The 26,350-nt window shown below is 42.8% G+C and carries 25 protein-coding genes; 24 read left to right on the top strand and 1 reads right to left on the bottom strand.

Going from position 1 to position 26,350, the window contains the following annotated elements:
* Nucleotides 1-34 precede the first annotated feature (34 nt).
* Nucleotides 35-1,123 (top strand): 23S rRNA (cytidine(2498)-2'-O)-methyltransferase RlmM, encoded by a 1,089-nt coding sequence (rlmM, locus tag ACHUGF_RS00860; RefSeq protein WP_394128879.1) that lies wholly within the window; start codon nt 35-37, stop codon nt 1,121-1,123.
* Nucleotides 1,124-1,213: 90 nt separating this feature from the next.
* Here rlmM and ACHUGF_RS00855 read toward each other — a convergent pair whose 3' ends face one another.
* A complete protein-coding gene (locus ACHUGF_RS00855) occupies nt 1,214-2,224 on the bottom strand; it encodes an isocitrate dehydrogenase (protein ID WP_394128878.1) in 1,011 nt (336 codons plus the stop codon).
* Nucleotides 2,225-2,608: 384 nt separating this feature from the next.
* Between ACHUGF_RS00855 and ACHUGF_RS00850 the strand changes: the two genes are divergently transcribed.
* The 23 genes from ACHUGF_RS00850 to ACHUGF_RS00740 all read left to right on the top strand — a co-directional run bounded on the left by ACHUGF_RS00850 (nt 2,609) and on the right by ACHUGF_RS00740 (nt 26,254).
* Nucleotides 2,609-5,377: a S9 family peptidase gene (locus tag ACHUGF_RS00850; protein WP_394129128.1), complete on the top strand. Its 2,769-nt coding sequence runs from the start codon at nt 2,609-2,611 to the stop codon at nt 5,375-5,377.
* A gap of 275 nt (nt 5,378-5,652) precedes the next feature.
* A complete protein-coding gene (locus ACHUGF_RS00845) occupies nt 5,653-7,482 on the top strand; it encodes a flagellar hook-length control protein FliK (protein ID WP_394128877.1) in 1,830 nt (609 codons plus the stop codon).
* A gap of 94 nt (nt 7,483-7,576) precedes the next feature.
* Nucleotides 7,577-8,092 (top strand): flagellar basal body-associated protein FliL, encoded by a 516-nt coding sequence (gene fliL, locus ACHUGF_RS00840; RefSeq protein ID WP_394128876.1) that lies wholly within the window; start codon nt 7,577-7,579, stop codon nt 8,090-8,092.
* 37 nt (nt 8,093-8,129) lie between these two features.
* The gene (gene fliM / locus ACHUGF_RS00835; protein WP_394128875.1) at nt 8,130-9,158 is read left to right on the top strand and encodes a flagellar motor switch protein FliM; all 1,029 of its coding nucleotides are present in this window, start codon (nt 8,130-8,132) and stop codon (nt 9,156-9,158) included.
* A gap of 9 nt (nt 9,159-9,167) precedes the next feature.
* Complete coding sequence (gene fliN / locus ACHUGF_RS00830) at nt 9,168-9,566, top strand: flagellar motor switch protein FliN (protein WP_394128874.1); 399 nt, start codon at nt 9,168-9,170, stop codon at nt 9,564-9,566.
* A gap of 80 nt (nt 9,567-9,646) precedes the next feature.
* Nucleotides 9,647-10,072, top strand: a complete 426-nt coding sequence (gene fliO, locus ACHUGF_RS00825) for a flagellar biosynthetic protein FliO (RefSeq protein WP_394128873.1) — start codon at nt 9,647-9,649, stop codon at nt 10,070-10,072.
* Complete coding sequence (fliP, locus tag ACHUGF_RS00820) at nt 10,050-10,811, top strand: flagellar type III secretion system pore protein FliP (RefSeq protein WP_394128872.1); 762 nt, start codon at nt 10,050-10,052, stop codon at nt 10,809-10,811. Before fliO ends, fliP begins: the two co-directional genes overlap by 23 nt.
* A gap of 9 nt (nt 10,812-10,820) precedes the next feature.
* Nucleotides 10,821-11,090, top strand: a complete 270-nt coding sequence (gene fliQ, locus ACHUGF_RS00815) for a flagellar biosynthesis protein FliQ (protein ID WP_394128871.1) — start codon at nt 10,821-10,823, stop codon at nt 11,088-11,090.
* 3 nt (nt 11,091-11,093) lie between these two features.
* Nucleotides 11,094-11,897: a flagellar biosynthetic protein FliR gene (fliR, locus tag ACHUGF_RS00810; RefSeq protein WP_394128870.1), complete on the top strand. Its 804-nt coding sequence runs from the start codon at nt 11,094-11,096 to the stop codon at nt 11,895-11,897.
* A 9-nt stretch (nt 11,898-11,906) separates the two neighbouring features.
* On the top strand, nt 11,907-13,040 hold the full coding sequence (gene flhB / locus ACHUGF_RS00805) for a flagellar biosynthesis protein FlhB (RefSeq protein WP_394128869.1): 1,134 nt from the start codon (nt 11,907-11,909) through the stop codon (nt 13,038-13,040).
* Between the two features lie 84 nt (nt 13,041-13,124).
* Nucleotides 13,125-15,224 (top strand): flagellar biosynthesis protein FlhA, encoded by a 2,100-nt coding sequence (gene flhA / locus ACHUGF_RS00800; protein WP_394128868.1) that lies wholly within the window; start codon nt 13,125-13,127, stop codon nt 15,222-15,224.
* A 28-nt stretch (nt 15,225-15,252) separates the two neighbouring features.
* On the top strand, nt 15,253-16,632 hold the full coding sequence (gene flhF / locus ACHUGF_RS00795) for a flagellar biosynthesis protein FlhF (RefSeq protein WP_394128867.1): 1,380 nt from the start codon (nt 15,253-15,255) through the stop codon (nt 16,630-16,632).
* A gap of 4 nt (nt 16,633-16,636) precedes the next feature.
* The gene (locus ACHUGF_RS00790) at nt 16,637-17,518 is read left to right on the top strand and encodes a MinD/ParA family protein (protein WP_394128866.1); all 882 of its coding nucleotides are present in this window, start codon (nt 16,637-16,639) and stop codon (nt 17,516-17,518) included.
* Nucleotides 17,511-18,230 carry an RNA polymerase sigma factor FliA gene (locus ACHUGF_RS00785; RefSeq protein ID WP_394128865.1) on the top strand — a complete coding sequence of 240 codons (720 nt, stop codon included), beginning with the start codon at nt 17,511-17,513 and terminating at the stop codon, nt 18,228-18,230. The genes ACHUGF_RS00790 and ACHUGF_RS00785 overlap by 8 nt, the downstream gene beginning before the upstream one ends.
* Nucleotides 18,231-18,275: 45 nt before the next feature.
* Entirely contained in the window at nt 18,276-18,659 is a 384-nt protein-coding gene (gene cheY / locus ACHUGF_RS00780; RefSeq protein WP_394128864.1) for a chemotaxis response regulator CheY, read from the top strand.
* Between the two features lie 12 nt (nt 18,660-18,671).
* Nucleotides 18,672-19,406: a protein phosphatase CheZ gene (locus tag ACHUGF_RS00775; RefSeq protein WP_394128863.1), complete on the top strand. Its 735-nt coding sequence runs from the start codon at nt 18,672-18,674 to the stop codon at nt 19,404-19,406.
* Nucleotides 19,407-19,421: 15 nt separating this feature from the next.
* A complete protein-coding gene (locus ACHUGF_RS00770) occupies nt 19,422-21,638 on the top strand; it encodes a chemotaxis protein CheA (RefSeq protein ID WP_394128862.1) in 2,217 nt (738 codons plus the stop codon).
* Nucleotides 21,639-21,662: 24 nt separating this feature from the next.
* Nucleotides 21,663-22,841, top strand: coding sequence for a protein-glutamate methylesterase/protein-glutamine glutaminase (locus ACHUGF_RS00765; protein ID WP_394128861.1), 1,179 nt, complete (start codon nt 21,663-21,665; stop codon nt 22,839-22,841).
* Nucleotides 22,834-23,304 carry a membrane anchored protein in chemotaxis locus gene (locus ACHUGF_RS00760; RefSeq protein ID WP_394128860.1) on the top strand — a complete coding sequence of 157 codons (471 nt, stop codon included), beginning with the start codon at nt 22,834-22,836 and terminating at the stop codon, nt 23,302-23,304. The genes ACHUGF_RS00765 and ACHUGF_RS00760 overlap by 8 nt, the downstream gene beginning before the upstream one ends.
* A 41-nt stretch (nt 23,305-23,345) precedes the next feature.
* Complete coding sequence (locus ACHUGF_RS00755) at nt 23,346-24,137, top strand: ParA family protein (RefSeq protein ID WP_394128859.1); 792 nt, start codon at nt 23,346-23,348, stop codon at nt 24,135-24,137.
* Nucleotides 24,121-25,293, top strand: a complete 1,173-nt coding sequence (locus tag ACHUGF_RS00750; protein ID WP_394128858.1) for a chemotaxis protein CheW — start codon at nt 24,121-24,123, stop codon at nt 25,291-25,293. Before ACHUGF_RS00755 ends, ACHUGF_RS00750 begins: the two co-directional genes overlap by 17 nt.
* A gap of 2 nt (nt 25,294-25,295) precedes the next feature.
* Nucleotides 25,296-25,790, top strand: coding sequence for a chemotaxis protein CheW (locus ACHUGF_RS00745; RefSeq protein ID WP_394128857.1), 495 nt, complete (start codon nt 25,296-25,298; stop codon nt 25,788-25,790).
* Nucleotides 25,791-25,855: 65 nt separating this feature from the next.
* Nucleotides 25,856-26,254, top strand: coding sequence for a DUF2802 domain-containing protein (locus tag ACHUGF_RS00740; RefSeq protein WP_394128856.1), 399 nt, complete (start codon nt 25,856-25,858; stop codon nt 26,252-26,254).
* Nucleotides 26,255-26,350 lie beyond the last annotated feature (96 nt).

Here is a 26,350-nt window from a genome sequence, read left to right as displayed (position 1 = left end):
ATCGCCAGCGTTTGTTTCTGGTATAAGGTTAAAGATGAAAAACCTCGTTTTATATTGCCGTGCAGGGTATGAGAAAGATTGTGCTGCGGAAATCCAAGATCGTGCAGCACAGTTGAATGTGGGCGGTTTTGTAAAAACCAATGTGAATGATGCTTTTGTCGTTTTTCAATGTTTTGAAGACGATGGTGCAGACACATTAATGCTTAATTTACCGCTGAACTCACTTGTATTTGCGAGACAAATGTTTGCCGCAGCCGAGTTGCTGAGCAACTTACCTGAGCAAGATCGCGTTAGTCCTATTGCTGAAGCGTTATCTGAGTTAACGCAGTGCGGTGATTTAAGAGTTGAAACGCCCGATACCAATGAAGCAAAAGAGCTTTCCGCATTTTGCCGTAAGTTTACCGTGCCGTTAAGGCTGCAACTTAAAAAGCAGCAAATTCTATTAAACAAAGAAAACCCTAAGCGACCTATTATTCATGTGTGCTTTATCGCACCTGGTAAAGCTTATGTTGGCTATTCTTTGAGCCACAATAGCTCACCTCACTTTATGGGGATCCCGAGGCTTAAAATGGCAGCTGATGCCCCGAGCCGTTCAACATTGAAGTTAGATGAAGCGTTTGGCGCATTTTTGACAAAAGAGCAGCAAGAGAAACGATGCCGAAGTGGTTTAAACGCCGTTGATTTAGGTGCGTGTCCAGGTGGTTGGACATATCAATTAGTACGCCGCGGTATGATGGTTGCGGCGATTGATAATGGCCCAATGAATGAAAAGCTGATGGAGACGGGGCAGGTTAAACATTACCGCGCTGATGGTTTTCGTTTCGAACCGCCAAGAAAAAATATCTACTGGCTAGTGTGTGACATGGTTGAAAAGCCATCTCGTGTGGCTGAGTTAATGGAAGCTTGGGCGATTAATGGTTGGTTTAAAGAAGCCATTTTCAACCTAAAGTTACCAATGAAAAGCCGCTATAAAGAAGTTAAAGTCATTTTATCTACTATGAGCGACATTTTAGCCGAAAATAATATCGACTTCGAAATGCAGTGCAAGCACTTGTACCATGACCGAGATGAAGTCACTGTTCATTTGTGGTTGTTCCCTGAAAAGGGTGTAAATTACGCCTGAGCAAGTATTCAGGGTTAACAAGTCTAATGCTTGCTCAATAAAAAAGCCCTTGAATGATCCAAGGGCTTTTTGCTGTAAATGTGTAGCTTTTTATCCGAGTCTATCTAATACAGCTTGAGTGAAATCAGTTGTACCATGCGTACCACCAAGGTCACGAGTAGTACGGTCACCTTCTTCAATGACAGCTGAGATAGCATTGCGGATTTGCTCTGCTTTATCGCCCATACCTAAGTATTCAAGCATTTGAATAGAAGCTAGAATAACAGAAGTCGGGTTAGCAAGGTTTTTACCCGCGATGTCTGGCGCGCTGCCGTGTACCGCTTCAAAAATTGCCGCATCCTTACCAATGTTTGCACCAGGTGCCATGCCTAAGCCGCCAACTAATCCCGCACAAAGATCTGAAAGAATGTCGCCGAATAGGTTAGTGGTTACAATCACATCAAAGTTTTCAGGATTCATCACTAGTTTCATGCAAGTCGCATCAACAATCATTTCTTCAGTCGTGATATCTGGGTAGCGCTCGCTAACTTCACGGGCAACTTTCAAGAATAAACCAGAGGTTGACTTCATGATGTTTGCTTTATGCACGATAGTCACTTTCTTGCGGTTTTCTTTACGGGCAAGTTCATATGCGAATGTCGTGATTTGTTCTGCACCTTGACGAGTAATGATACTTGTCGCTTCAGCAGTCGCACCGTCATCAGATACTTTCTGGCCAAGACCTGAGTACATACCTTCTGTGTTTTCACGAATAGTAATAATGTCGATATCTTCGTAACGGGCTTGCGTACCTTTGAAAGAGTTCACTGGACGTACATTGGCATATAAGCTGAACTTTTTACGCAAGCTAACGTTGATTGAAGTGAAACCTTCACCTACTGGTGTGGTGAGTGGTCCTTTTAAGGTAATGCGATTTTGTTCGATTAAATCAAGCGTGCGCTGAGGGAGTAACTCGCCGTGTTTTTCTAACGCTGTTAAGCCTGCATCTGCGAATTCGTATTCGAAATCACAACCCACCTTGTCTAGAATTTTTAAAGCTGAATCAATGATGCTTGGACCAATCCCATCACCTGGGATCACGGTTATTTTACGTTTTGACATGTATTGTCCTTCCACGGTTGTGGTTACTGCGATGGTCATTCCGTGTTACTCACGGTTACATGACACTGAAAGTCTTCTAATTTCTGCGGCGTATTTTAACGACTTTTCATCTTTATTTACAGAAAATAGTGAGCTAAATCACATAAATTTTGTGGTTTGGCAATTATTCATCTCCAGATTGATTTATGATGCTTGGCAACAAATGCGTAATCGTAATCAATTTAGCCGAGAATATGAGGTTAGAGATGACTCACTCTGATGCTCAAACATGCTAGTTAAATAGCGTCGTGTAATTTATGATGATTGCTAATAGCATACGATTCAACTGATGTTTAGAAAGACGACTTTGGTCGAATACCCTTATAAAACAATAATAAGAGGACGATTGTGAAAGGATTTAAAATACTACCTATCGCATTATTAGCTGCGACCGCCTCGGTTCATGCTTCCCAGACTCAACCGATACAACTACAGGACATCATGCAGTTTGAATCTCTGCAAAAACCTGTGATTGCTGATAACGGTTCAGTGGTTGCTGTTGAAGCTAAACCTGATAGAGGCAATAGCCGATCAATTGTAAAGCAGCTAGAAACCAATAAAACCTTTGATTTAGTTGGTGCATCTAAACCACAAACGTCAGCTGATGGTCGTTTTGTTATTGCTACAATGTCGCCTGATTTGTTTAGTAAAGAAACGGCCAAAAAAGAAGACAAATTATCAGATGCATTAGTGCTACTGGATACACAAACGGGTACGCAGCAGCAATTTGAAGATGTAAAGTCAGCCAGTTTCAGTGAAGATGGTCAATTCTTGGTGGTGTGGTTTAGCCCGCCCAAAGAAGATAAAGATGCTGAGAAAAAAGAATCTGAAGACAAAGTTAAAGTAGAAGATGCTGATGTTGGTGCGCCATTGAGTGTGATAGCGCTAGCCAATAAACAACAACTTGATTTTCAACATGTCACCCAATTTGTGATAAATAGTTCAAGTGAGCAGTTAGCACTTGCTATCAACGACGCACAAGCAAAACAACACCAGTTGTTAGCCGTTGAGTTAAAACAGCTAACCACGACAACATTATTGACTTCCGCAACAGATTTTATTGGTGAGCTGGCGATCAGCCCTGATGCCAGTAAGTTAGCTTTTACTTACGGTGAACAAGCCAATAAAAGGTGGGGGCGCGAGTATCAACTAGGCTTATATGACCTCAATAATCATGCCGCACTATCGTTACCGCAAGCAGAGAAGAACTGGACGTTAAATCAACATTCAAATTTGAACTTTTCACAAGATAATGAGCGTTTGTTCTTTGGCCGTGTTCCTAGTGTAAATGAACAAGCAAGCATCGCTGAATTTGAAGATAAAGCTGATGTGCTTAATATCGATATCATCACCGGTAAAAGAAATTTACGCGTATGGCACGGTGAAGATAAAAAAATTAAGCCGCAGGAAGTGAAAGAGTATCAAGATGAGTTGGCACGTACTTACTTGGCAGTATTACATGTCAAAGCAAATCGCATCGTTCAACTAGCAGATCAACAGGTACCTGATATTGAATTAGGTGAGCAAAAACGTTACCTCATTGGTAGCTCTGATCTGCCATACCAAAAAATGATAACTTGGGCAGGCTTTTACCGTGATATTTACCTTGTAGACATCAACACGGGTAATAAATTACTGATTTTGCCACAGCAATCTAGTTACCAAATGCCAACGTTGTCACCAAATGCACGCTTCATGGCCTATTTTAAAATGGGTGATGTGTTTATATTCGATATAGCCAATGGCCGCAAAATTAATCTGACTCAGAATATTGCAACGCCGTTTGCTAATGAAGATCACGATTACCCAAGCCCCGCTCCTGGTTATGGTTTTGGTCCATGGATTGAAGATGGCAGCAGCGTGATCGTTTATGACAAGTATGATGCGTGGCAATTTAATAGCACTTCTCATAGTGGCTTCATGCTGACTAACGGTGAAGGGCGTAAAACGGGCACTCAGTTTAGATTAGTTGCTCTAGCTGATAACACGCCTTTCCAGCCAACAATCAGTAATGAACAAACCCTGTTATTCCATGGTTATAGCCATATCAATAAAGCCGATCAGTTTTACCTTGGTAAAGAAGGTATTGCAGAAATTAAGCAGGTAACAACAGGTGAGAAAAAGCGCAAAATATTGGCTAGAGCGAAAAACACTGAAACCTTAGTGTTTAGCGAGCAACGCTATGATCTATATCCAGACCTTCAAGTTACAGAATTAAGCTCCTTTGAAAATGCTAAGCAAATCACACAACTGGATAAGCAAAGACAGGCTTTTGCTTGGGGACAAGCTGAACTTGTTCAGTGGCGAGATGGTGATGGTTTACCTGCTGACGGTGTATTAATTAAGCCAACCAATTATCAAGAGGGGAAACAGTATCCGGTTTTGGTGTACTTCTATCGATTTATGAGCGACCGTTTACATGCATTTCCTGATATGAAAATTAACCATCGTCCGAATTTTGCTTGGTATGCAGACAACGGCTATGCCATTTTCTTACCGGATATTCGTTTTGAGGAAGGTTATCCTGGGATTTCAGCTGTGAAGGCATTAACAGCTGGGGTACAGAAAATTATCGATATGGGTATTGCCGACCCAGATGCTGTTGGTATTCAAGGGCACTCTTGGGGTGGCTATCAAACAGCATTTGCTGTTACCCAAACCAATATTTTTAAAGCTGCAGTAAGTGGTGCGCCAGTATCCAATATGACCAGTGCATACAGTGGTATTCGCCATGGCAGCGGTTTAGCTCGACAGTTTCAGTATGAAACTGGACAAAGTCGTATCGGCTCTAGCTTATTTTCAAGTCCTCAAAAATACATTGAGAATTCTCCAGTGTTTTACGCAGAGCGTATTCAAACGCCAATGATGATTATGTTTGGTGACAAAGACGATGCGGTGCCTTGGGAGCAAGGTGTCGAAATGTATCTGGCCATGCGTCGTACTGGCAAAGATGTGGTGTTCTTGCAGTATCAAGATGAGCCACATCATTTGAAAAAGTATCCAAACAAATTGGATTACTCAATCAAAATGATGGAGTATTTTGAGCATTACTTGAAAGGTAAGCCAGCGCCATTGTGGCTATCTGAAGGTGAAGCTTATCAAGAATATCAATAGACCTTAAGTTAACGGCTTTGGTATGCAAGGTGTTAAATACACAATCGTTTGAGTAAGCCTTAAATAGCTTAAACGACGAATACCGCTCGAATGAATCGAGCGGTATTTTTATTTTTGGCATTTAAATTGCTTTGTTTTTATTGGTCGTCGTAGTGTGTCATTCAAATGACAGCAACTCTTTAAGTGCTATTCAAAGCTGATTGCTGATTAATATCGCTGTGGCACCACTTAGCGCATTGGCGCGAGTAAGCATTCTATTGATATGAGGCAACATCATGCAGCAGATGGGTAACTTTCTATTAGGTGAGTCAACTAAGATCTCAGGTAAAACTGCGATTAATGTTTCTAAATCTGATACTAATCAGGAGTTTACCGAGCTTTTTCATCAGGCTAATAACGCTCTGTTGACTGACGCTAATCAAGCTGAGCTTACATCTGCAGCTAAAGATCAGCTTTTACAAGATGGTAAAATGATTACTTTACCTATTGATGAACTGCAGTCAGATAATTTAGACGTTGAGCAAAATGTTGAATTAGTATTTGCTCAAATTGACATGGCTGAGCATATAAAATTAGCGGACAGCAATGCTGAGCAAGGATCTGGAACCATTGTGAGTGACGGAAAAACATTGCCGCTTTCAGGTGATACAACTGAAGATGAAACGCTTACCAAGCAAATAGCGCAATTAAGTAACACTGTCAAAGCCGATGACACAATCATTCCTCAGTTGAATGCTTCGCAAACATCACAAGAATATTTGTCGAGTCTAAGCCATGCCCAAAGTTCGAAATTAATCGCCTTATCTGGGCAGTCGTTTACTGAGCTTGGCGTAATGACGAAAGCAGAGTTAACTCAATTGGTCAGTAATCTAAGTCAACAAAAAGGTGTTGCTCAAGTATCAGGGGCCGTCCCACTAGACAATGTTTCTTTCACTCAAGGCAATGCTGAATTAATGCGAGACACAAGCTTGGTACAAAATAGTGAGAAACATAGGGAAGGTTTGCCTATTGATAGATTGCTATTTGAGAAAATACCAGTTGATAAAGTATCCGTCGATAAATTAACAGCGCAAAACGTAATATCTGATAAATCGCAGTTAGCCAGTGGCAAAGAAAGCCAAGCTAATCAAGCTAATAAAGAAACGGGTGATTCACGACCTTTGATCAATAACGTCCAGGTGGCAAATCAAGCCGAGCAGGCGCAAAGCAAAGTATTATCCAATCAAACAGTTGACCTGAACGCGATGAAAGTTGACAAAACTGACGCTAAAGTCATCGCAGAAGTCGCTACCCTTTCATCCCAAATGAGCACACAAAATGTAAAGCAAACCACAAACACTCAAGCATCAAGTCTGAGTATACCTAATGCCATACTGGGCGAAAAATCGGTTTTGGAGTTAGCGACTAAGGCTGATGTTACTAGCGTTAATAAGCTTGAATTGGGTGGTGATAAACCTTTTGTCAACACCGAAATATCCGTGGTTATGCGTAAAGTTGCCTCCGCTCCCTTGGCGAATGTTGAATCATTTATCCCCAAAGTACAGTCTGAAATAGCTCATGCGCAACTCGCTGATGATACCGTTGAGTTATCTTCACTACAGAATCAATCTTCTTCAAATAATCTCATTAAGACTGACGTGCCACAAGTCCAGCTTTCATTGCGACAACAAGCAGATGCGAATGTGTCTATGCAGCAAATGATCCAGCGCTTTGCCCCCGTGATGAAGCAGCAACTCATGTCGATGGTAAGTAAAGGTATTGGTCAGGCTGAAATTCGCTTAGACCCACCAGAGTTAGGCTCAATGATGGTCAAGATTCAAGTACAAGGTGATCAAACTCAGGTGCAGTTTCAGGTAGCCCAAAGTCAAACACGTGATGTTTTAGAGCAGGCACTGCCTAGGTTAAGAGAAATGCTAGAGCAACAAGGGTTGGCATTAGCCGATAGCCATGTTTCACAGCAAGGGCAGAGTGGACAACAAGACCATCGAGAAGAGTCAGCAGGCCATACTCAAGGTGAACATATCGACGAAACAACCGTGCAAGAGTCTGTATTGATGGAAAAATCGCCGTCAAACTCGCATTCGGGCATAGATTATTATGCATAAGCGGTTAACCTATAGTAATGTGAATTGGTTTGCTAAAGCATTACATGACATCTGTTGAGATTATGTAACCTATTTTTTAAAGGCAGGATTTTCCATGGCTGAAGAATTAGAGTTAGACGAAAAAGATTCTGGCAGTAAAAAGAAGAAAATGATTATTTTTGGCGTCATTGGGTTGGTATTACTCTTGGCAATTGGCGGGGCTGTTTGGTTCTTTTTAGGCTCGAGTGAGCCTGAAGCTGATGCTTCAGCGGATCCTCAACAATCAATGGAATCTGCAACGGCAGCGCCTACCGGTAAAGCTAATTATGTAGGGATGCCTAGACCATTTTTATTCAATTTACCTGGGGCGAATCGTGCTCGTTTGGTTGAAATAAAAGTGCAGTTAATGGTGCGTGGTAGTGATGACGTGTTAACAAGGCAGCATATTCCGTTAATCGAAGATGCCCTATTAACAACATTCAGTAGCGCAGACGTAGAAAAACTGAGTACCCAAGCCGGAAAAGATGAGTTACGTCAATTAGCATTATTGAATGTACAAAATACACTGCAGGCTGTGACGGGTAGGCAAGTTGTCGAACAAGTGCTATTTACTGGTTTTGTAATGCAGTAAAGCGGTAACAGTATTCAAGATTATATAAGGTCTGAATGTGAGTGATTTATTAAGCCAAGACGAAATCGATGCGCTATTGCACGGCGTGGATGACGTAGACGAAGAAGAAATTGATGAAGGGGCCGCGGATGCGCGTACTTATGACTTCTCTTCGCAAGATCGAATCGTCCGTGGCCGCATGCCGACACTGGAAATTGTTAATGAGCGCTTTGCACGTCATTTACGCATCAGCATGTTTAACATGATGCGTCGCGCGGCGGAAGTTTCCATTAACGGTGTACAGATGCTGAAGTTTGGTGAGTATGTACACACATTGTTTGTACCAACCAGTTTGAACATGGTGCGTTTCAGTCCACTTAAGGGGACTGGCTTAATCACAATGGAAGCCCGGTTAGTGTTCATCTTGGTGGATAACTTTTTTGGTGGTGACGGCCGTTTTCATGCAAAAATTGAAGGTCGCGAGTTTACGCCTACTGAACGTCGCATCGTGCAGTTATTACTAAAAATCATATTTGAAGATTACAAAGATGCATGGGCACCTGTCATGGATGTGGAGTTTGAGTATTTAGACTCAGAAGTGAATCCTGCGATGGCAAATATCGTGAGCCCCACTGAAGTGGTTGTGATTAACTCATTCCATATTGAGGTTGATGGCGGTGGTGGTGATTTCCACATCACTATGCCGTATTCCATGATTGAGCCCATTCGGGAATTGCTCGATGCAGGTGTACAAAGTGATAAACAAGACACTGATATGCGTTGGTCTCAAGCATTGCGTGATGAAATCATGGATGTAGACGTTGGCTTTGATGCCAATATTGTTGAGCATGAGCTCAGTTTACGTCAGGTTATGGAGCTAAAACCGGGTGATATTATTCCCGTCGAACTGCCTGAACATGTGATGATGCGAATTGAAGATTTACCGACTTTCCGCTGTAAGATGGGTAAATCACGAGATAATTTGGCGTTGAAAGTGAGTGAGAAAATCTCACGCCCAGAAACAGTTAAATCTGAATTGCAACTTGTGACTCGCAAAGGGAAGTCACGTAGTATGTCGGAATTATAAGGTGAGAAAATGAGTACAGAAGATACCGGTGACGATTGGGCTGCAGCAATGGCTGAGCAGGCTATTGAAGAGGCCCAGCAGGCAGAAGCTTCGCAAGTCGAATTAGACGAGTTAAAAGATGAGTCTGCACCGTTAAGTAAAGAAGAAGCCGAAAAACTTGATTCAATCCTTGATATTCCAGTGACGATTTCCATGGAAGTAGGGCGCAGTTTTATCAGCATTCGTAACTTGCTGCAATTAAACCAAGGTTCAGTGGTTGAGCTAGATCGTGTTGCTGGTGAACCATTAGATGTGATGGTCAATGGTACCCTAATTGCTCATGGCGAAGTGGTCGTGGTCAATGACAAATTTGGTATCAGACTGACTGATGTCATTAGCCAAACTGAGCGGATCAAAAAACTAAAATAATAGGCTTAAGCGTTTTTTAAAGTCTTGATATCATCAGCGGCGCTCGTGATTGGGCGCCATCATTAATTAAGGATGATTGAGTGTTCCAATTCATGTCAACATTGACAGCAACAACTCAAGTCTCATCAGCAGATGTCGCTGAAGTTGCTAGCACTGGCATCAATACCTCTTCAGAGTTGTCGCAAATCTCCACATTTGCCAATATGATTGGCGGCCTTATCGTGGTACTTATACTGATTTTCGTCATGGCTTATATTGTCAGGAAACTCAATTTAACACCGACTCAAAATAATACGTTCAAAACGGTAGCTGTTTCAGCAATTGGTCAACGAGAGAAGTTGATGGTGGTTGAACTTAATGGCCAGCAATATTTTCTCGGTGTGACGGCTCAGCAAATCAGTTTGATAGATAAACTTGAGACACCGATAGTGGTAGACAATACAACGTTTGCCGAACGATTAAAAAAAGCCAAGGAAGCATCAAATGCCAAAGTGGATCAGTCATAGCCTGTTATTTTTGTTAATTTCAGTCGGTGTTAGCATCTCGCCTGAAGTGTTAGCACAAGATGGTGTGTTACCTGCTGTCACAGTGACGACTGGGGCTGATGGCGCGACTGAATATTCTGTCACTATGCAGATTTTGCTGTTAATGACAGCGCTCAGCTTTATTCCTGCAATGGTCATAATGCTGACTTCATTTACTCGAATTATTGTGGTGTTATCGATTCTTCGTCAAGCGATGGGCTTGCAACAAACACCATCTAATCAGGTATTAATCGGTATTAGTCTATTTCTAACATTTTTCATTATGGCACCGGTGTTTGATAAAATTTATACTCAGGCTGTAGAACCGTATGTTAATGAATCTCTTACATTAACAGAGGCATATGAAGTGGGTAAGGGGCCTTTAAAAGAGTTCATGCTTTCCCAAGTACGTACAACCGATTTACACACTTTTGTTGAAATTTCCGGTTATCAAAATATTGAGTCTCCTGAGCAAGTGCCAATGAGTGTTTTGATCCCCGCCTTCATTACCAGTGAGCTGAAAACTGCTTTCCAAATTGGCTTTATGTTATTTGTACCATTTTTGGTTTTAGACTTGGTGGTAGCAAGTATTCTGATGGCCATGGGTATGATGATGTTGTCGCCTATGATCGTATCCTTGCCTTTTAAGATCATGCTGTTCGTATTAGTTGATGGCTGGAGTTTAGTGATGGGCACATTAGCAAACAGTTTCGGCATATAGGAGCCTATTATGTCTCCAGAATCGTTAATTGATATTTTCCGAGAAGCGCTTGCCGTCATCGTGATGATTGTCTCGGCCATTATTTTGCCGGGACTATTCGTGGGACTAATTGTTGCGGTATTTCAGGCGGCAACGTCCATTAACGAACAAACGTTAAGTTTTTTACCCCGCCTATTAGTGACGCTTAGTGCCTTAATGTTTCTGGGTCATTGGCTAGTGCAAACCATGATGGAGTTTTTTATCCGTATGGTTAATTTAATTCCAATTGTCATAGGCTAGAGCATGGAGATTTTGTTTGATGAAATCAGTCAAACATTAGCGTCATATATATTGCCGCTATTTCGTATTTCTTCCATGTTGATGGTAATGGTCGTCTTTGGCGCAAATACCACCCCAACCCGTATACGCTTGATGCTGAGTGTGGCGATTACAGTTGCTGTTGCCCCCGTCATTCCACCTATTGAACCTATCGAACTCATTGCATTTAGTACCGCCTTTATCATTTTGCAACAAGTACTGATTGGCGCGGCAATGGGATTTGTAACTCAGTTAGTCATGCAAACTTTTGTACTAACAGGTCAAATTATCGGTATGCAAACCAGCTTAGGTTTCTCATCGATGGTTGATCCCACATCAGGGCAGCAAACACCCATCGTCGGTAACATGTTTCTATTGCTCGCGACGCTTATCTTCCTCGCTGTAGATGGCCATTTGATGATGTTTCGAATGCTTGTCGCCAGTTTTGAGACGATTCCAATTTCTATTGAAGGTATACGTGTTGAAAACTACCGAGCAATGGCCATGTGGGCGAGTTATATGTTTGGTGCGGCATTAACCATGTCCATTAGTGCCATTGTTGCTTTGCTCTTGATTAACTTCTCGTTCGGGGTCATGACACGTGCTTCACCTCAGCTGAATATCTTTGCCATTGGTTTCCCTGTGACCATGGTGAGCGGCTTGTTTATTCTTTGGTTAACACTTGGCCCGATAATGGCTCACTTCGGTGAAGTGTGGCATGAGGCACAAATTTTGATGTGCGATATATTACTTCTGCAATGCCAAACATCTGGCACAATGACGTTCTAAGGAGAGTCGATGGCAGAGAATGATAGCAGTCAGGAACGTACCGAGGAACCCACCAGTAGGCGCCTTCAACAGGCGCGTGAAAAAGGGCAAGTTGCTCGTTCAAAAGAGCTAGGTACAGCAGCGGTATTACTGTCTGCGGCGGTCGGTTTTGCCATGACAGGCCCTGCTATTGCAGGGGCTATGCATGCGATCATGACTAAAATGATGACCTTAGAACGGGCTCAAATATTTGATAAAAACCATATGTTGCAGGTTTGGGGGATCATTGGCAATGAACTGGCATGGCCTATTTTAGGCTTTATTTGTTTTCTGGCGTTCATGTCTTTTTTGGGTAATGTGGCACTCGGTGGTTTTTCATTCTCAGTTAAAGCCTTCATGCCAAAAGGCAGCAAACTTAACCCTGTCAATGGCTTTAAGCGGATGTTTGGTCCGCAAGCATTAATTGAACTTGTTAAAGGGTTGGCTAAGTTTTCGGTTGTGGTGGTTACTGCCTATTTACTTCTTAGTTTTTACTTCTATGACATCCTTAGCTTATCGGGTGGGCACTTACCAGGCAATGTGTACCAAGCACTAGATATGCTGGTATGGATGTTCATCCTCTTGTGTTGTTCCATGTTAGTTATCGTGATCATTGATGTGCCTTTTCAGATATGGAATCACAATAAACAGTTAAGAATGACCAAGCAGGAAATTAAAGACGAGCATAAAGACACTGAAGGTCAGCCAGAAGTGAAAGGTCGTATTCGGCAGGTACAACGTGAAATGGCGCAACGCCGCATGATGACCGAAGTACCCAATGCGGATGTGATTGTGGTTAACCCAGAACATTATGCTGTAGCTGTTAAATACGATGTTTCTCGCTCATCTGCACCTTTTTTAATTGCTAAAGGTGTGGATGATGTGGCGTTTAAAATTCGTGAAATTGCACGTGAGCATGATGTGGCAATTGTTTCTGCACCGCCTTTAGCAAGGGCGATATACCATACAACTAAAGTAGAGCAACAAGTGCCTGAAGGCTTATTTACGGCGGTTGCACAAGTACTCGCCTATGTCTTTCAGTTGCGTCAGTACCAAAAAGGCAAAGGCCGCAAACCGACTCCCGTGCCGTTAAATCAACCGATCCCTGATGAATTAAAGCATTAATCCACTTACTGGCCTGCTTTTTGCTTTAAAGAGGTAACGCGTCAAAAAGACAGCTTACTCTCGTTTTTAGCAAAGGTTTGTAGAATGGATGTAAAAGCCACACTCGGGCAGTTTAAACAAGTCAAACTTTCCAGCTTTAAAGGTATTGGTACCCCTGTATTAGTACTCGCTGCCCTCGGGATGGTGGTTTTGCCAATGCCAGCATTCCTCTTGGATATCTTATTTTCATTTAATATTGCGCTTGCACTCGTTGTCTTGCTGGTGGCGATATATACCGATAGACCGCTCGACTTTGCGGCATTCCCCACAGTATTACTTGTCGCCACACTGTTAAGGCTGGCTCTTAATGTCGCTTCAACGCGTGTTGTGTTACTTGAAGGACATAATGGTGGTGATGCCGCTGGTAAAGTTATTGAAGCTTTTGGCTCTGTGGTCATCGGTGGTAATTATGCCGTTGGTCTCGTGGTGTTCCTGATTTTAATCATTATTAACTTTGCCGTAGTCACCAAAGGTGCGGGGCGTATTTCAGAAGTGAGCGCACGTTTTACCTTAGACGCTATGCCTGGTAAACAAATGGCCATTGATGCCGACCTTAACGCAGGCATTTTAAACCAAGAACAGGCGAGAGTACGCCGTGCTGAAGTGACTAAAGAAGCGGATTTTTATGGTGCGATGGATGGTGCTTCAAAATTTGTAAAAGGTGATGCCATTGCCGGTATTTTAATTCTAGTGATCAATATCTTAGGTGGTTTTGTCATTGGTATGGTGCAGCATGGTCTGGACTTATCTAGTGCAGTAGAGATTTATACCTTATTGACCATTGGTGATGGTCTGGTTGCGCAAATTCCTGGTCTATTATTGTCGATTGCAGCGGCATTGATGGTGACGCGTCAAAACGAATCTGGCGACATGGGACAATTGATGATCAGTCAGATGTTTGACAGCCCCAAGTCATTGGCCATTGCAGCAGGTGTCTTGTTTGTAATGGGTATCGTGCCTGGTATGCCGCATTTTGCTTTTTTATCATTTGCGTGTATTACCGCAGGTGCCGCTTACTTTATTCATAAGCGTATTCAAGATAAGAAAGCGCAAGCTTTAGAGCAGGTTCAAAAAGGACCGGCAGAAGCAAAAGATAAAGAGCCAAAAGAGTTGGGTTGGGATGATGTAAGGCATGTCGATACCATTGGTTTAGAAGTCGGTTACCGTTTAATCCCATTAGTTGACAAAGGCCAAGGTGGAGAGTTACTTAGCCGAATTAAAGGTGTTCGTAAGAAATTGTCACAAGAGCTAGGTTTTTTAGTGCCAGCGGTTCACATTCGCGATAACCTTGACCTTTCTCCTAATGCTTATCAGATTTCATTAATGGGCGTAGTTGTTGGAGAAGCTGAAGTGCGTCATGATTGCGAGCTTGCTATTAATCCGGGCCAAGTGTATGGCAAGCTAGATGGTGTTGAAACAAAAGATCCAGCCTTTGGTCTTGAAGCTGTTTGGATTGCACCTGAGCAGCGTGAACATGCGCAAACATTAGGTTATACAGTAGTAGACACTGCGACGGTAGTAGCAACACACATTAGTCAGATTTTAAGCAATAACGCTGCGAAACTATTGGGCTACGAAGAAGTTCAACAGTTGATGGACATGCTAGGTAAGCAATCACCTAAGCTTGTTGATGGCTTTATTCCAGAAGTCATGCCATTAGGTAATGTTGTAAAAGTTATGCAGAATTTACTCAATGAAGGTGTATCAGTGCGCGATTTACGAACAATCGTGCAGACACTACTTGAATATGGCGCAAAAAGTAATGACACTGAGGTGCTCACAGCTGCTGTACGTATTGCACTGAAACGCATGATTGTCCAAGAAATTTCAGGCCCTGAATTAGAAATCCCTGTCATAACATTGGCGCCTGAGTTGGAACAGATGTTGCATAAGTCTATGCAGGCGACAGGTGGTGAAGGGCCAAATATTGAACCAGGCCTTGCAGAACGAATGCAGCAGTCACTTATTGATGCAGCACAGAAGCAAGAAATGGTCGGTCAACCAGCCATATTATTGACATCAGGCATGTTGAGATCCACCTTGTCGAGATTTGTAAAATATACAATCCCAAGCTTAAGGGTGATTTCTTATCAAGAGATACCAGATGAGAAACAAATTAGAATCGTGTCAGCAGTGGGACAATAAAAATAGAGTCTGTTCATGAGGTGCTCAAGTGAAGATTAAACGATTTTTTGCCAAGGATATGCGTGCAGCACTTGCTCAAGTGAAAGAAACACTGGGCTCAGATGCTGTTATTATGTCCAATAAGAAGGTGACTGGCGGTATTGAAATTGTTGCAGCTGTTGATTATGACGAGCCAAAAGCCGCTACCGCAACGCCGACTCCTGGGTTTATGGATATCTCTGACGATAAAGTGTCGTTAAATACTGCCAAGCCAGCAGTCAAAGCTCAAACAAAGTTAAGTCCACCTCCAGTTGCAGATTCATTACAAGCATTGCTTGAGAAACAGCATAACCGCTTGACTGAGCAGATGACTCCGAAATCAAATGATAGTGACTTACCTGAGTGGGCAAAACAGCTAGAAGCCAGTCGTCAACCTCAACAAGTGAAGCCAAAGCCTGCACCGCAAATGGAACGCACTTCTAGAACGACTAAAGCTAGCTCTGCAGAAATGGATGAACTACGTGAAGAAATGGCTTCATTACGCAGTTTGCTGACTCATCAAGTTTCCTCTTTGATGAAAGATCAGAAAAAACGCAATGACCCAGTTGGCGCTATGCTTGAAAGCAAATTACTAGCCGCTGAGTTTTCCCCCTCTGTAGCAGCAAGCCTTGCTTCATTAAGCCAAAACTATACTCCTGCAGATCTAGTCCGAGCATTACCGCAGAGTTTAGCTAATCTATTAGATAACCAAGGTGACGATATTGTAAAAAGAGGTGGCGTGGTCGCGTTTGTCGGTCCAACCGGTGTAGGCAAAACAACATCTTTGGCTAAAATTGCAGCAAGATTTGCTGCACATCATGGCTCTGAACAAGTTGCACTTATCACAACTGACCATTATCGCATTGGAGCCTTTGAGCAATTAGCAACTTATGGCAAAATAATGGGGTGTCCAGTAAAGCAAGCGCATGATTTAAATGAATTAGAACAAATTTTGTACCAATTCCGTAATCGTAAGCTAGTGTTGATTGATACGGCGGGCATGGGACAAAGAGATATGCGCTTAAATCAACAGCTTGATAATTTAACTGCGAATAGCAATATTCCCATTCGAAGCTACTTAGTGATGTCAGCTACCGGACAACGCCGTGTGTTACAAGATGCCGTTAATCAATTTAAACGCATTCCATTGTCTGGCGCAATTTTGACAAAGTTAGATGAATCACTCTCTCTTGCAGGTGCATTGAGCGTATTGATTCAAAATGAGTTACCATTGAGTTATATAACTGATGGTCAACGTGTTCCTGAGGATATGCAGGTCGCGGATACGCTAGCGCTCGCAAAACAAGCACTCGCAGCGTTAAATGAAACAGAACAACAAATGCCAACTGCGTCTCACAACGCGCAAGATATGGCTTACGCATTCGAGTAAAGATATGACCCGAGATCAAGCAAGTGGTTTACGTATGATGAATCAACCAAATAATGAAAGAGTCAAAGTCATTGCCGTATCAGGTGGTAAAGGCGGCGTCGGTAAAACGAGTGTTTCCATCAATACTGCTGTTGCATTAGCTGAAAAGGGCAAACGTGTTTTAGTACTTGATGCGGATTTAGGCTTAGCCAATGTCGATGTCATGTTGGGCATTCGGGCTGAGAAGAACCTATCTCATGTACTATCAGGTGATGCTGAATTAGATGATATTATTGTCCGAGGCCCTAAAGGGATCGGAATTGTACCTGCAACATCAGGTACACAAGCCATGGTCGAGTTAACCCAAGCACAACATGCTGGGTTAATTAGGGCTTTCAGTGAAATGCGTACTCAGTTTGATGTACTCATTGTTGATACTGCCGCCGGTATCTCTGATATGGTGTTAAGCTTCTCTCGTGCATCACAAGATGTACTCATCGTCGTGTGCGATGAACCCACCTCAATTACCGATGCTTATGCTTTAATTAAGATTTTAAGTCGTGAGCATGGCGTGTTCCACTTCAAAATTGTTGCAAATATGGTACGAAGTTTGCGCGAGGGCATGGAATTATTTGCTAAACTCAGTAAAGTGACTGACAGATTCTTGGATGTTGCTTTAGAGTTAGTCGCAACGGTGCCATTTGATGAGAACCTGAGAAAGTCGGTTCGAAAGCAAAAGTTGGTCATCGAGGCGTACCCTAAATCGCCAGCAGCTATTGCATACCACGGATTAGCCAATAAGATCATGAGTTGGCCAATTCCTCAACAACCTGGTGGACACTTAGAGTTCTTTGTAGAACGTTTAGTGCAACGTCCAGTGAAAGCAGAGGAAAGAGCGAGTGAATAAAGCCGCTGCGTATACTCAGTTCGATAACAAAACGTCGATTGTTGAACAGTATGCCCCGTTGGTAAAGAAAATTGCACACCATATGCTTGCTCGTCTACCGGCATCGGTACAACTCGATGACCTGTTACAAGCTGGGATGATGGGCTTGCTTGAAGCTTCATCAAAGTTTGATGGTAGCAAAGGGGCAAAGTTTGAAACTTTTGCTGGGATCCGCATAAGGGGTGCAATGATTGACGAAATTCGTCGCGGCGATTGGGTGCCACGTTCAGTGCACCGAAACAGCAGAAGAGTTTCACAAGTTATCGAAGAGTTAGAACAAACCCTTGGGCGGGATGCAAGAGACTCTGAGATAGCAGAAAAACTTGATATGTCGTTAGATGAATATCATCATATTCTTAATGATGTTTCAGTAGGAAAGATCATTGGTATAGAAGATTTAGGCGTTTCGCAAGATGTGTTAGTTGTAGATAACGATACACCGAATGAGGCGTTTGAAGCGCTAGCAGAAACTCAGTTTCAAACCGCTATGGTAGCAGCCATTAAAACATTACCAGAGCGTGATGCTTTAGTACTATCATTGTATTATGACGAAGCATTAAACTTAAAAGAAATTGGCGCAATACTTGAAGTAAGTGAATCTAGGGTGAGTCAGATATTAAGTCAGGCAATGCTCAGATTAAAAGGCAAGCTCAAGCATTGGACACAAGAATAATTATTAATTAGAGCACTATAGAGTGTTAGCTCACCGGAGGAAACCTTGGACAAGAATATGAAGATTCTTATTGTTGACGACTTTTCAACAATGAGACGTATCATCAAGAACTTGTTGCGAGACTTGGGATTCAACAATACCCAAGAAGCAGATGACGGCTCGACCGCCTTACCTATGTTACAAAAAGGGGATTTTGACTTTGTTGTAACAGATTGGAATATGCCTGGAATGCAGGGTATTGATTTACTTAAAGCTATACGTGCAGATGATGCGTTAAAACACCTTCCAGTGTTAATGGTAACTGCTGAAGCTAAGCGTGAGCAAATTATTGCCGCAGCGCAAGCGGGTGTTAATGGCTATGTCGTAAAACCATTTACAGCAGCTACTCTTAAGGAAAAGCTGGATAAAATTTTCGAACGACTCGCATAACAAGGACTGTCCATGCAGGCAAATCAATCGGGGTTAATCACTCTCGAACAGGCGCAACATCTTGTTGAGTTGCTCGGTGCAGGTTTACAAGAGCAGGCTGATGAAGTGATTCGAGACCTTGCAGCGCCATTGCAGCGTGAGTTATTCGAAGAAGTGGGGAAACTGACACGACAACTTCACACTGCCATGCAAGATTTCCAATTAGACACGCGTCTAGCAGTATTAGCTAACACTGAAATACCTGATGCTAAAGAACGTCTTAACTATGTTATTGACATGACAGAGCAAGCAGCAAATAAAACCATGGATGCGGTTGAAGAATGTTTACCTTTGGCCGATACCATAATTAATAATATACAAACAGTGACTCCGATGTGGGATAAGCTGATGCGCCGTGATATTCAATTGAGTGAATTTAAAACACTCTGTCACGATGTTCAGCAGTTCATGGCTAACAGTGAACAAGATTCCAACCGTTTGAGAGAGCTGTTAAATCAAATCCTCATGGCTCAGGATTTCCAAGATTTAACGGGACAAATGATCCGCCGAGTGATTGATCTAGTGAGAGAAGTTGAAAGTAACTTAGTCTCCATGCTGACGGTGTTTGGTGAGCAAGCCGCACAAGATGCAGAACAAAATGATAATAAGATTGAGGCCGAAGGCCCTATTATGGATGCAGAAACGCGTGAAGACGTTGTGACGGGTCAAGATGAAGTTGATGATCTGCTATCGAGTCTTGGTTTCTAATTAGGAGTCAATTTAATGTCCTTTGATGTTGATGAAGAGATACTCCAGGACTTTTTAATTGAAGCTGGTGAAATACTAGAGCTTCTGCAAGAGCAGCTTGTCGCTCTTGAAAATAATCCTGATGACAGTGATTTACTAAATGCAATTTTTCGTGGGTTCCATACCGTTAAAGGTGGTGCAGGCTTTTTAAGCTTGACCCCTATGGTCGATGTTTGCCACGAAGCAGAAAATACCTTTGATTTGCTACGTACGGGCAAACGCCCTGTAAATGCAGAATTGATGGATATCATCTTGCAGGCTGTTGATGCCATTAATAGTATGTTTGAGCAAACTCAACAGGGCATTGAACAAGACCCCGCTTCTCCAGAATTACTTGAAAAATTAAAACTACTTAGTTCTGGTGCTCCATTACCATCCGAAATGGGAGAAGCACCTGCGCCTGAAGTCATAGAGTCTGAACCAGAACCCGAGCCTATTATTGAAACAGTGGTTGAAGCTGCACCTACATCCGGCGACGACACTATCGATGAAATAGATGAGTCAGAGTTTGAAGCTTTATTAGACGCGCTTCATGGTTCAGGTAAAGCCCCTACGTCTGCGCCTGCAGCAACGCCAGAGCCTAAAGCTGAATCCGCAGAAGGTGCTGGTGATGAAATCACTGACGATGAATTTGAAGCATTACTGGATGAACTTCATGGTAGCGGCAGTTTTAAAGCGGCGGGAGCTGATGAAAAACCAGCGGAAGTAGCACCTGAACCGCAAGTCGATGCAGACGATATTACCGATGATGAGTTCGAAGCATTGCTTGATGAACTTCACGGTAAAGGTAGTGCACCGAAGAAAAGCATAGAGCCGCCAGTGACTAATGCCAGTGTTGAGCCTGCAGCACCAGCGGCTAAAGCACCACAAGCGGCTGCGCCTCAAAGCAAGCCTGTCGCGAAACCAGCAGCGCCAGCACCTGCCGCTCAAGCTCCTGCGCCAGTAGCTGCAAAACCTGCAGCTAAAGCACCAGTTAAAGATAAAGCCGGTAAAGCCGCAACAGCAGTACCACAAGGTGAAACAACGGTTCGTGTTGACACTTCTCGCCTTGACGAAATTATGAATATGGTCGGTGAATTAGTATTAGTACGTAACCGATTAGTCAGCCTTGGCATTACTCGTGAAGATGAAGAGATGAGTAAGGCGTTAGCGAACCTGGACTTGGTGACGGCTGATTTACAGGGTGCGGTAATGAAAACCCGTATGCAGCCAATTAAGAAAGTCTTTGGCCGCTTCCCAAGGGTTGTTCGCGACCTTGCACGTTCGCTCGATAAAGAAATTAATTTGGTAATGGTCGGTGAAGACACAGATCTCGATAAAAACCTTGTTGAAGCATTAGCCGATCCCCTCGTTCACTTAGTGCGTAACTCGGTTGACCATGGTATTGAAATGCCGCTCACGCGTGAAGCGAATGGCAAGCCAAGAACGGGTACGATTACTTTATCTGCTAGCCAAGAAGGTGACCACATCTTATTGAAAATTGAAGATGATGGCGCGGGAATGGATGCTGAAAAGCTCAAGGAAATTGCCATCAGCCGTGGTGTGTTAGATGAAGATGCCGCAGCAAGAATGACAGACAATGAAGCTTATAACCTCATCTTTGCCCCAGGTTTCTCTACTAAGGTAGAAATCTCTGATATTTCAGGCCGTGGCGTGGGTATGGACGTGGTGAAAACTCGCATTACTCAGTTAAATGGTACTGTTCATATCGATTCTATGCCGGGCAAGGGCACGTTATTAGAAATCAAAGTCCCATTAACATTGGCGATTATGCCGACATTGATGGTTGACGTGTCTAAGCAAGTCTTTGCATTGCCATTATCGAGTGTTAATGAGATTTTCCATTTAGACTTGACCAAAACCAATATCGTTGATGGCCAGTTAACCGTTATCGTGCGGGAAAAAGCTGTACCGTTATTTTATCTTGAGCATTGGTTGCATCGCAATAAAACGTCATTCAAGCATGGTGACAAGCAACATGGCCACGTGGTGATTGTGCAACTAGGCACAATGCAAATTGGTTTTGTGGTCGATGCTTTAATAGGTCAAGAAGAAGTTGTGATTAAACCACTTGGTAGTATGCTACAAGGTACTCCAGGGATGGCAGGTGCAACAATTACTTCTGATGGCGGCATCGCTCTGATCCTTGACGTGCCTGGTCTATTAAAACATTACGCCAAGAATAAGAATTAAAAGTTCCAAGTGTTAAGGGATTAAATGGCTATAAAAGTTTTAGTTGTTGATGACTCAAGTTTCTTTCGCCGACGAGTCAGTGAGATTGTCAATCAAGATCCTGACCTCGAAGTTATCGGTGTAGCAGTTAATGGCCAAGAGGCTGTCAAACTTGCTCAAGAGCTGAAACCACAAGTGATCACAATGGATATTGAAATGCCTGTGATGGACGGTATAACTGCTGTCCGTCATATTATGGCTGATAGTCCTACTCCAATTTTAATGTTCTCTTCACTCACCCATGATGGGGCACAATCGACATTAGATGCACTTGAAGCAGGTGCTGTAGACTTTTTACCTAAACGTTTTGAAGATATTGCAACGAATAAAGCAGATGCCATTGCGCTTCTCCAACAACGGATAAAGGCTATTGGTCGTCGTCGAGTTTATCGTGCAGCGCCAAGAACACCACTTGGTCAAAGAGATAAAGAGCCATTAACCACACGAAAGTCGTTAGCTTCTACTAGTGAGGTAAATCGTCCTCTCAGAGGTGTCTCTCCTCGTACGCCTATAGGCTCACCAGCAGCACCTAAAGCGTCGACGCCGGCTCAAGCTAAGGTAACAACGTCGATCAGAGCCAGTGGTAAACAGTATAAATTACTGTTAATTGGCACTTCAACCGGTGGGCCAGTCGCATTACAAAAAATCTTGACGCGATTCCCTGCAGATTACCCACATCCAATATTGTTGATCCAGCATATGCCCGCAGCTTTTACCCCAGCTTTTGCCGCACGTCTAAATGGCCTGTGCAAAATCAGTGTCAAAGAAGCCGAGAATGGCGATGCACTTCGCCCTGGTTGCGCTTATTTGGCTCCAGGCGGGATGCAGTTATTGGTAGAAAAAAGTGGCGTGAGTGGTCGTCTTAAGGTGTTAGCTGGCAAAGAAGATATGAATTATAAGCCTAGTGTAGATATTACCTTTGCCTCTGCGTCAAAAGCTTATGGCAGCGACATTCTCGCTGTTGTATTAACAGGTATGGGAGCAGATGGTCGAGAAGGTTCTCGATTGTTGAAGGCCCAAGGTGCAAATATTTGGGCACAAGATGAAGCAAGTTGTGTGGTATATGGCATGCCACAGGCTGTTACTTCAGCTGGCTTAGCTAGTCATTCAATTGCCCTTGATGATATGGCTGAATCGATACTCAAAGAGACTTCTCGTGGCTAAGCCTATGAGAATGCGACCATGGCAACAAGCGTGTATGCTCTTGCTGGTTGTGGCGAGTGTGACATCGGTTAGCTTATATTTTGATGCTGTTAAGAAGATAGAATTACTTGAGTTTCAGGTGAGTGAACTTGAAAAATCACAAGTGTTGCTGATGGTGCCAGAAGATCAAGCGCAAGCCTTAGCGACTTGGCTTGACTCTCACCCTGAGCAAACCCAAGCCATTTTTGATATGGCAAGTCAAACGCCTAATCAAGCAGTGACGGTGGAGCAACAATCAGTACCGCCAAAAGCTGAAACAGAAGCAACATCGAATTTAGAGGGCAACTCTCAAAAAGAGCAAAAAGGGGCTAATCAACTTCAGGTTGTCTCTGAAAATGAAGATGGCGTAAAAGTTATTCGTTTACCCCATGGTGGTATTCGGGTTACAACACGAGAACAGCAACAAAATAATAATCAGGGTTAGTTGAAGTCATTTGAAAACTCAGAAAACTCAGTGAGGCAGCTTTGAAAGTATGGACAATAGCAAATCAAAAGGGTGGTGTAGGTAAAACGACTACAGTGGCCAGCCTTGCGGGGGCTTTAGTTAAGCGTGGGCAACGTGTACTCATGATTGATACTGATCCCCACGCATCACTTGGCTATTATCTAGGTATTGATTCAGAAGAAATACCTGGTTCATTGTACGATGTTTTCGTTAAGCACCAATCACTAACCACTGAGTTTGTAAAACAACATATTCTACCTACACAAGTTGAAGGCTTAGATATTATGCCAGCGACTATGGCATTAGCCACGCTTGATAGAGCGTTAGGTCATCAAGAAGGTATGGGGTTGGTATTGCGTAATTTACTCAATTTACTAAAAGATGAGTATGACGTGGCGATTATTGATTGCCCACCGGTATTAGGTGTATTAATGGTTAATGCTTTAGCAGCCAGTCAGCATATTATCATTCCGGTACAAACGGAGTTTCTGGCGATTAAAGGACTCGATCGTATGATTAAAACGATGGATCTGATGGGTCGTTCGAAAAAGACCAAATATAGCTTTAGTATTTTACCGACTATGTTTGATAAACGAACTAAAGCATCGCCTATAGCATTAGCTTATTTACAGGATAAATATGCCAAAACACTCTGGCCTGATGTCATACCGGTAGATACTAAATTTCGTGATGCAAGTCTCGCCCATTTACCAGCATCTCATTATTCTTCACGTAGCCGTGGCGTAAAGGCGTATAATCGTCTGCTTGATTATCTGCTTTCTCAGGAGTTCTCACATGTCAAAATCGGTTGATGAAACTGTTTTTGATTATTTTGCTATGCTGTTGCAAGAACCTGCAACAGACGCTACGGCAGAGCTGAAGGAAAATAAGCAGCCTGATCCAGCGCCTTTGGCAGCTGAGAAGTCTAACAAGGTTTACACTAAAAAATCTTCAGCCACGACGAATCAAACTCAGCCTTTAGATGAAGTAGCAGCCGCTTTGATTAATAAGACTGTTGAGACTCGGCAGCCGAATCAAACTAACCGTGATCCTTTGAAGGTTTCAACACCTGACGAGTATCCAAAAGCTCAACCGCAGGTGGCTAGGGCAACGCCTAATGCATCATTTGCACAACCCACAGTCGAGAAGCCTGTTGATAAGCAAGCGCTTGAAAAGTTACTCTCAGCAGTGTCTAAACCCACAGTTGGGACTGTTGAGACAAAGGTTAAACCAGAAACCCTAGCGACAGAACAGCAGATTAAAGCTAGTGCAGCTAAAGTACGTCAAGCCATTTTAGAAAAGCCTGCACCAAAAGCTCAACAAGTAGTGCAGAAAGCTGAGGTAGTTGATAAAGAAATCAACTCCTTAGCCGATATTAAATTAGTACCAAGCGCACTTGAACCGGCAAAAGAAGCTATTATTAATAGTGAACAGCAAAATGTTGCCCAGACTCAAGTAGGTAAAGATGGTATGCCACCAGAGGTGGTATATAATTTAAAAGATGTCTTAGATGATGAATTCCAAGTATTGTTTTTTAACGTTGCGGGCTTGACGCTAGCCGTTCCTTTAGTAAGTTTGGGCGGCATAGTTAAAAGGGAACGAATTAATAATATCATTGGTCGTCCGAAGTGGTTTATGGGGGTTCAGCCTCATCGAGATGGGCAAATTAATGTTGTCGATTCTTGTGCTTGGGTAATGCCAGAAAAATATACCCCAGAACTGGCAGAAACTTTGGATTATCAATATATTGTCATGTTAGAAGACAGCGAGTGGGGACTGACCTGTGAGTCTTTGGTCAATGCAGTAAAAATTGATAAATCTCACGTGAATTGGCGTGAGAAGCCCGGAAAGCGCCCATGGCTTGCCGGCGTGGTAAAAGAACAAATGTGTGGGATATTACATGTCAAAGCATTAATTGAAATGCTGGAAGCAGGTTTAGGTTGTCAGGATACGATTGACAGAGGTTGACTATGAGTGATTCTAGAAGTGTTGCAGCTGTTGCTGCGGGTAATGATGACGCAGTGCTACAGTGGGTAACATTTAAATTAGATAATGAAACTTACGGTATCAATGTAATGCAAGTGCAAGAAGTCTTGCGTTATACCGAAATTGCACCTGTCCCAGGTGCGCCGCATTATGTGCTAGGTATCATAAACTTACGTGGTAACGTTGTGACGGTAATTGATACCCGTTCACGTTTTGGCTTACCTTCGTCTGAAGTAGATGATTCCACACGTATTGTAATAATCGAAGCTGAAAAGCAAGTGATAGGTATTCTTGTAGACAGTGTGGCAGAAGTTGTATATCTACGCCGTTCAGAAATCGATAATGCTCCAAATGTTGGTACTGAAGAAAGCGCTAAGTTTATTCAAGGTGTGAGTAATCGTGATGATGAACTATTGATCTTGGTTGATCTAGATAAGTTACTCTCTGATGAAGAGTGGGCAGAGTTGTCTCATATTTAGTAAGATTTTCATCCATAATAGCCAGTTTTCATGTCGGCTTTGCTTGGTTTTTATAGGAAGTGTTAATGGGTGATGAGTTATTAATTGCCGCGCTGGCTTGTGTCATAGTCAGCCTTATTTTAGTAATTTTCTTATTTAAAAGAATCACTAAATTATCGACAAAGGTAGAAGCGCTAACTGTACTGGTTAAGCAGTCTGACAAACAGCGTGAAACGGTAAAACGAGAACTAAATGAATTACGCAGTGGCACCATTGGCATGGGGCGCAGGATTGTTGAATTAGAAAAGAAACTGATTAAACAATCGGAAGTCATTGAAGAGGCTAGCCAACAAGATCCACAGGCAAAACTCTACTCTAGAGCCCTTAAGATGGTTGAGTTGGGTGCAGGTATAGATGAGCTCATGCAAGAATGTGAGTTACCTAAAGCTGAGGCAGAATTAATTATTCGTTTGCATGCTAAGTAGACTTCAATACAACTAAATCATTATGAATAACACCGCTCTAATTAGCGGTGTTTTTTTTGTCATTTTTTTAGTTAAGATAATACCACGCAGGTTGAA

The sequence above is a fragment of the Shewanella maritima genome, from assembly GCF_043643735.1.
Classification (GTDB): Bacteria; Pseudomonadota; Gammaproteobacteria; order Enterobacterales; family Shewanellaceae; genus Shewanella; species Shewanella maritima_A.
Note: the sequence above shows the minus strand (reverse complement) of the source record. Positions and strands in the feature narration are given on the sequence as shown.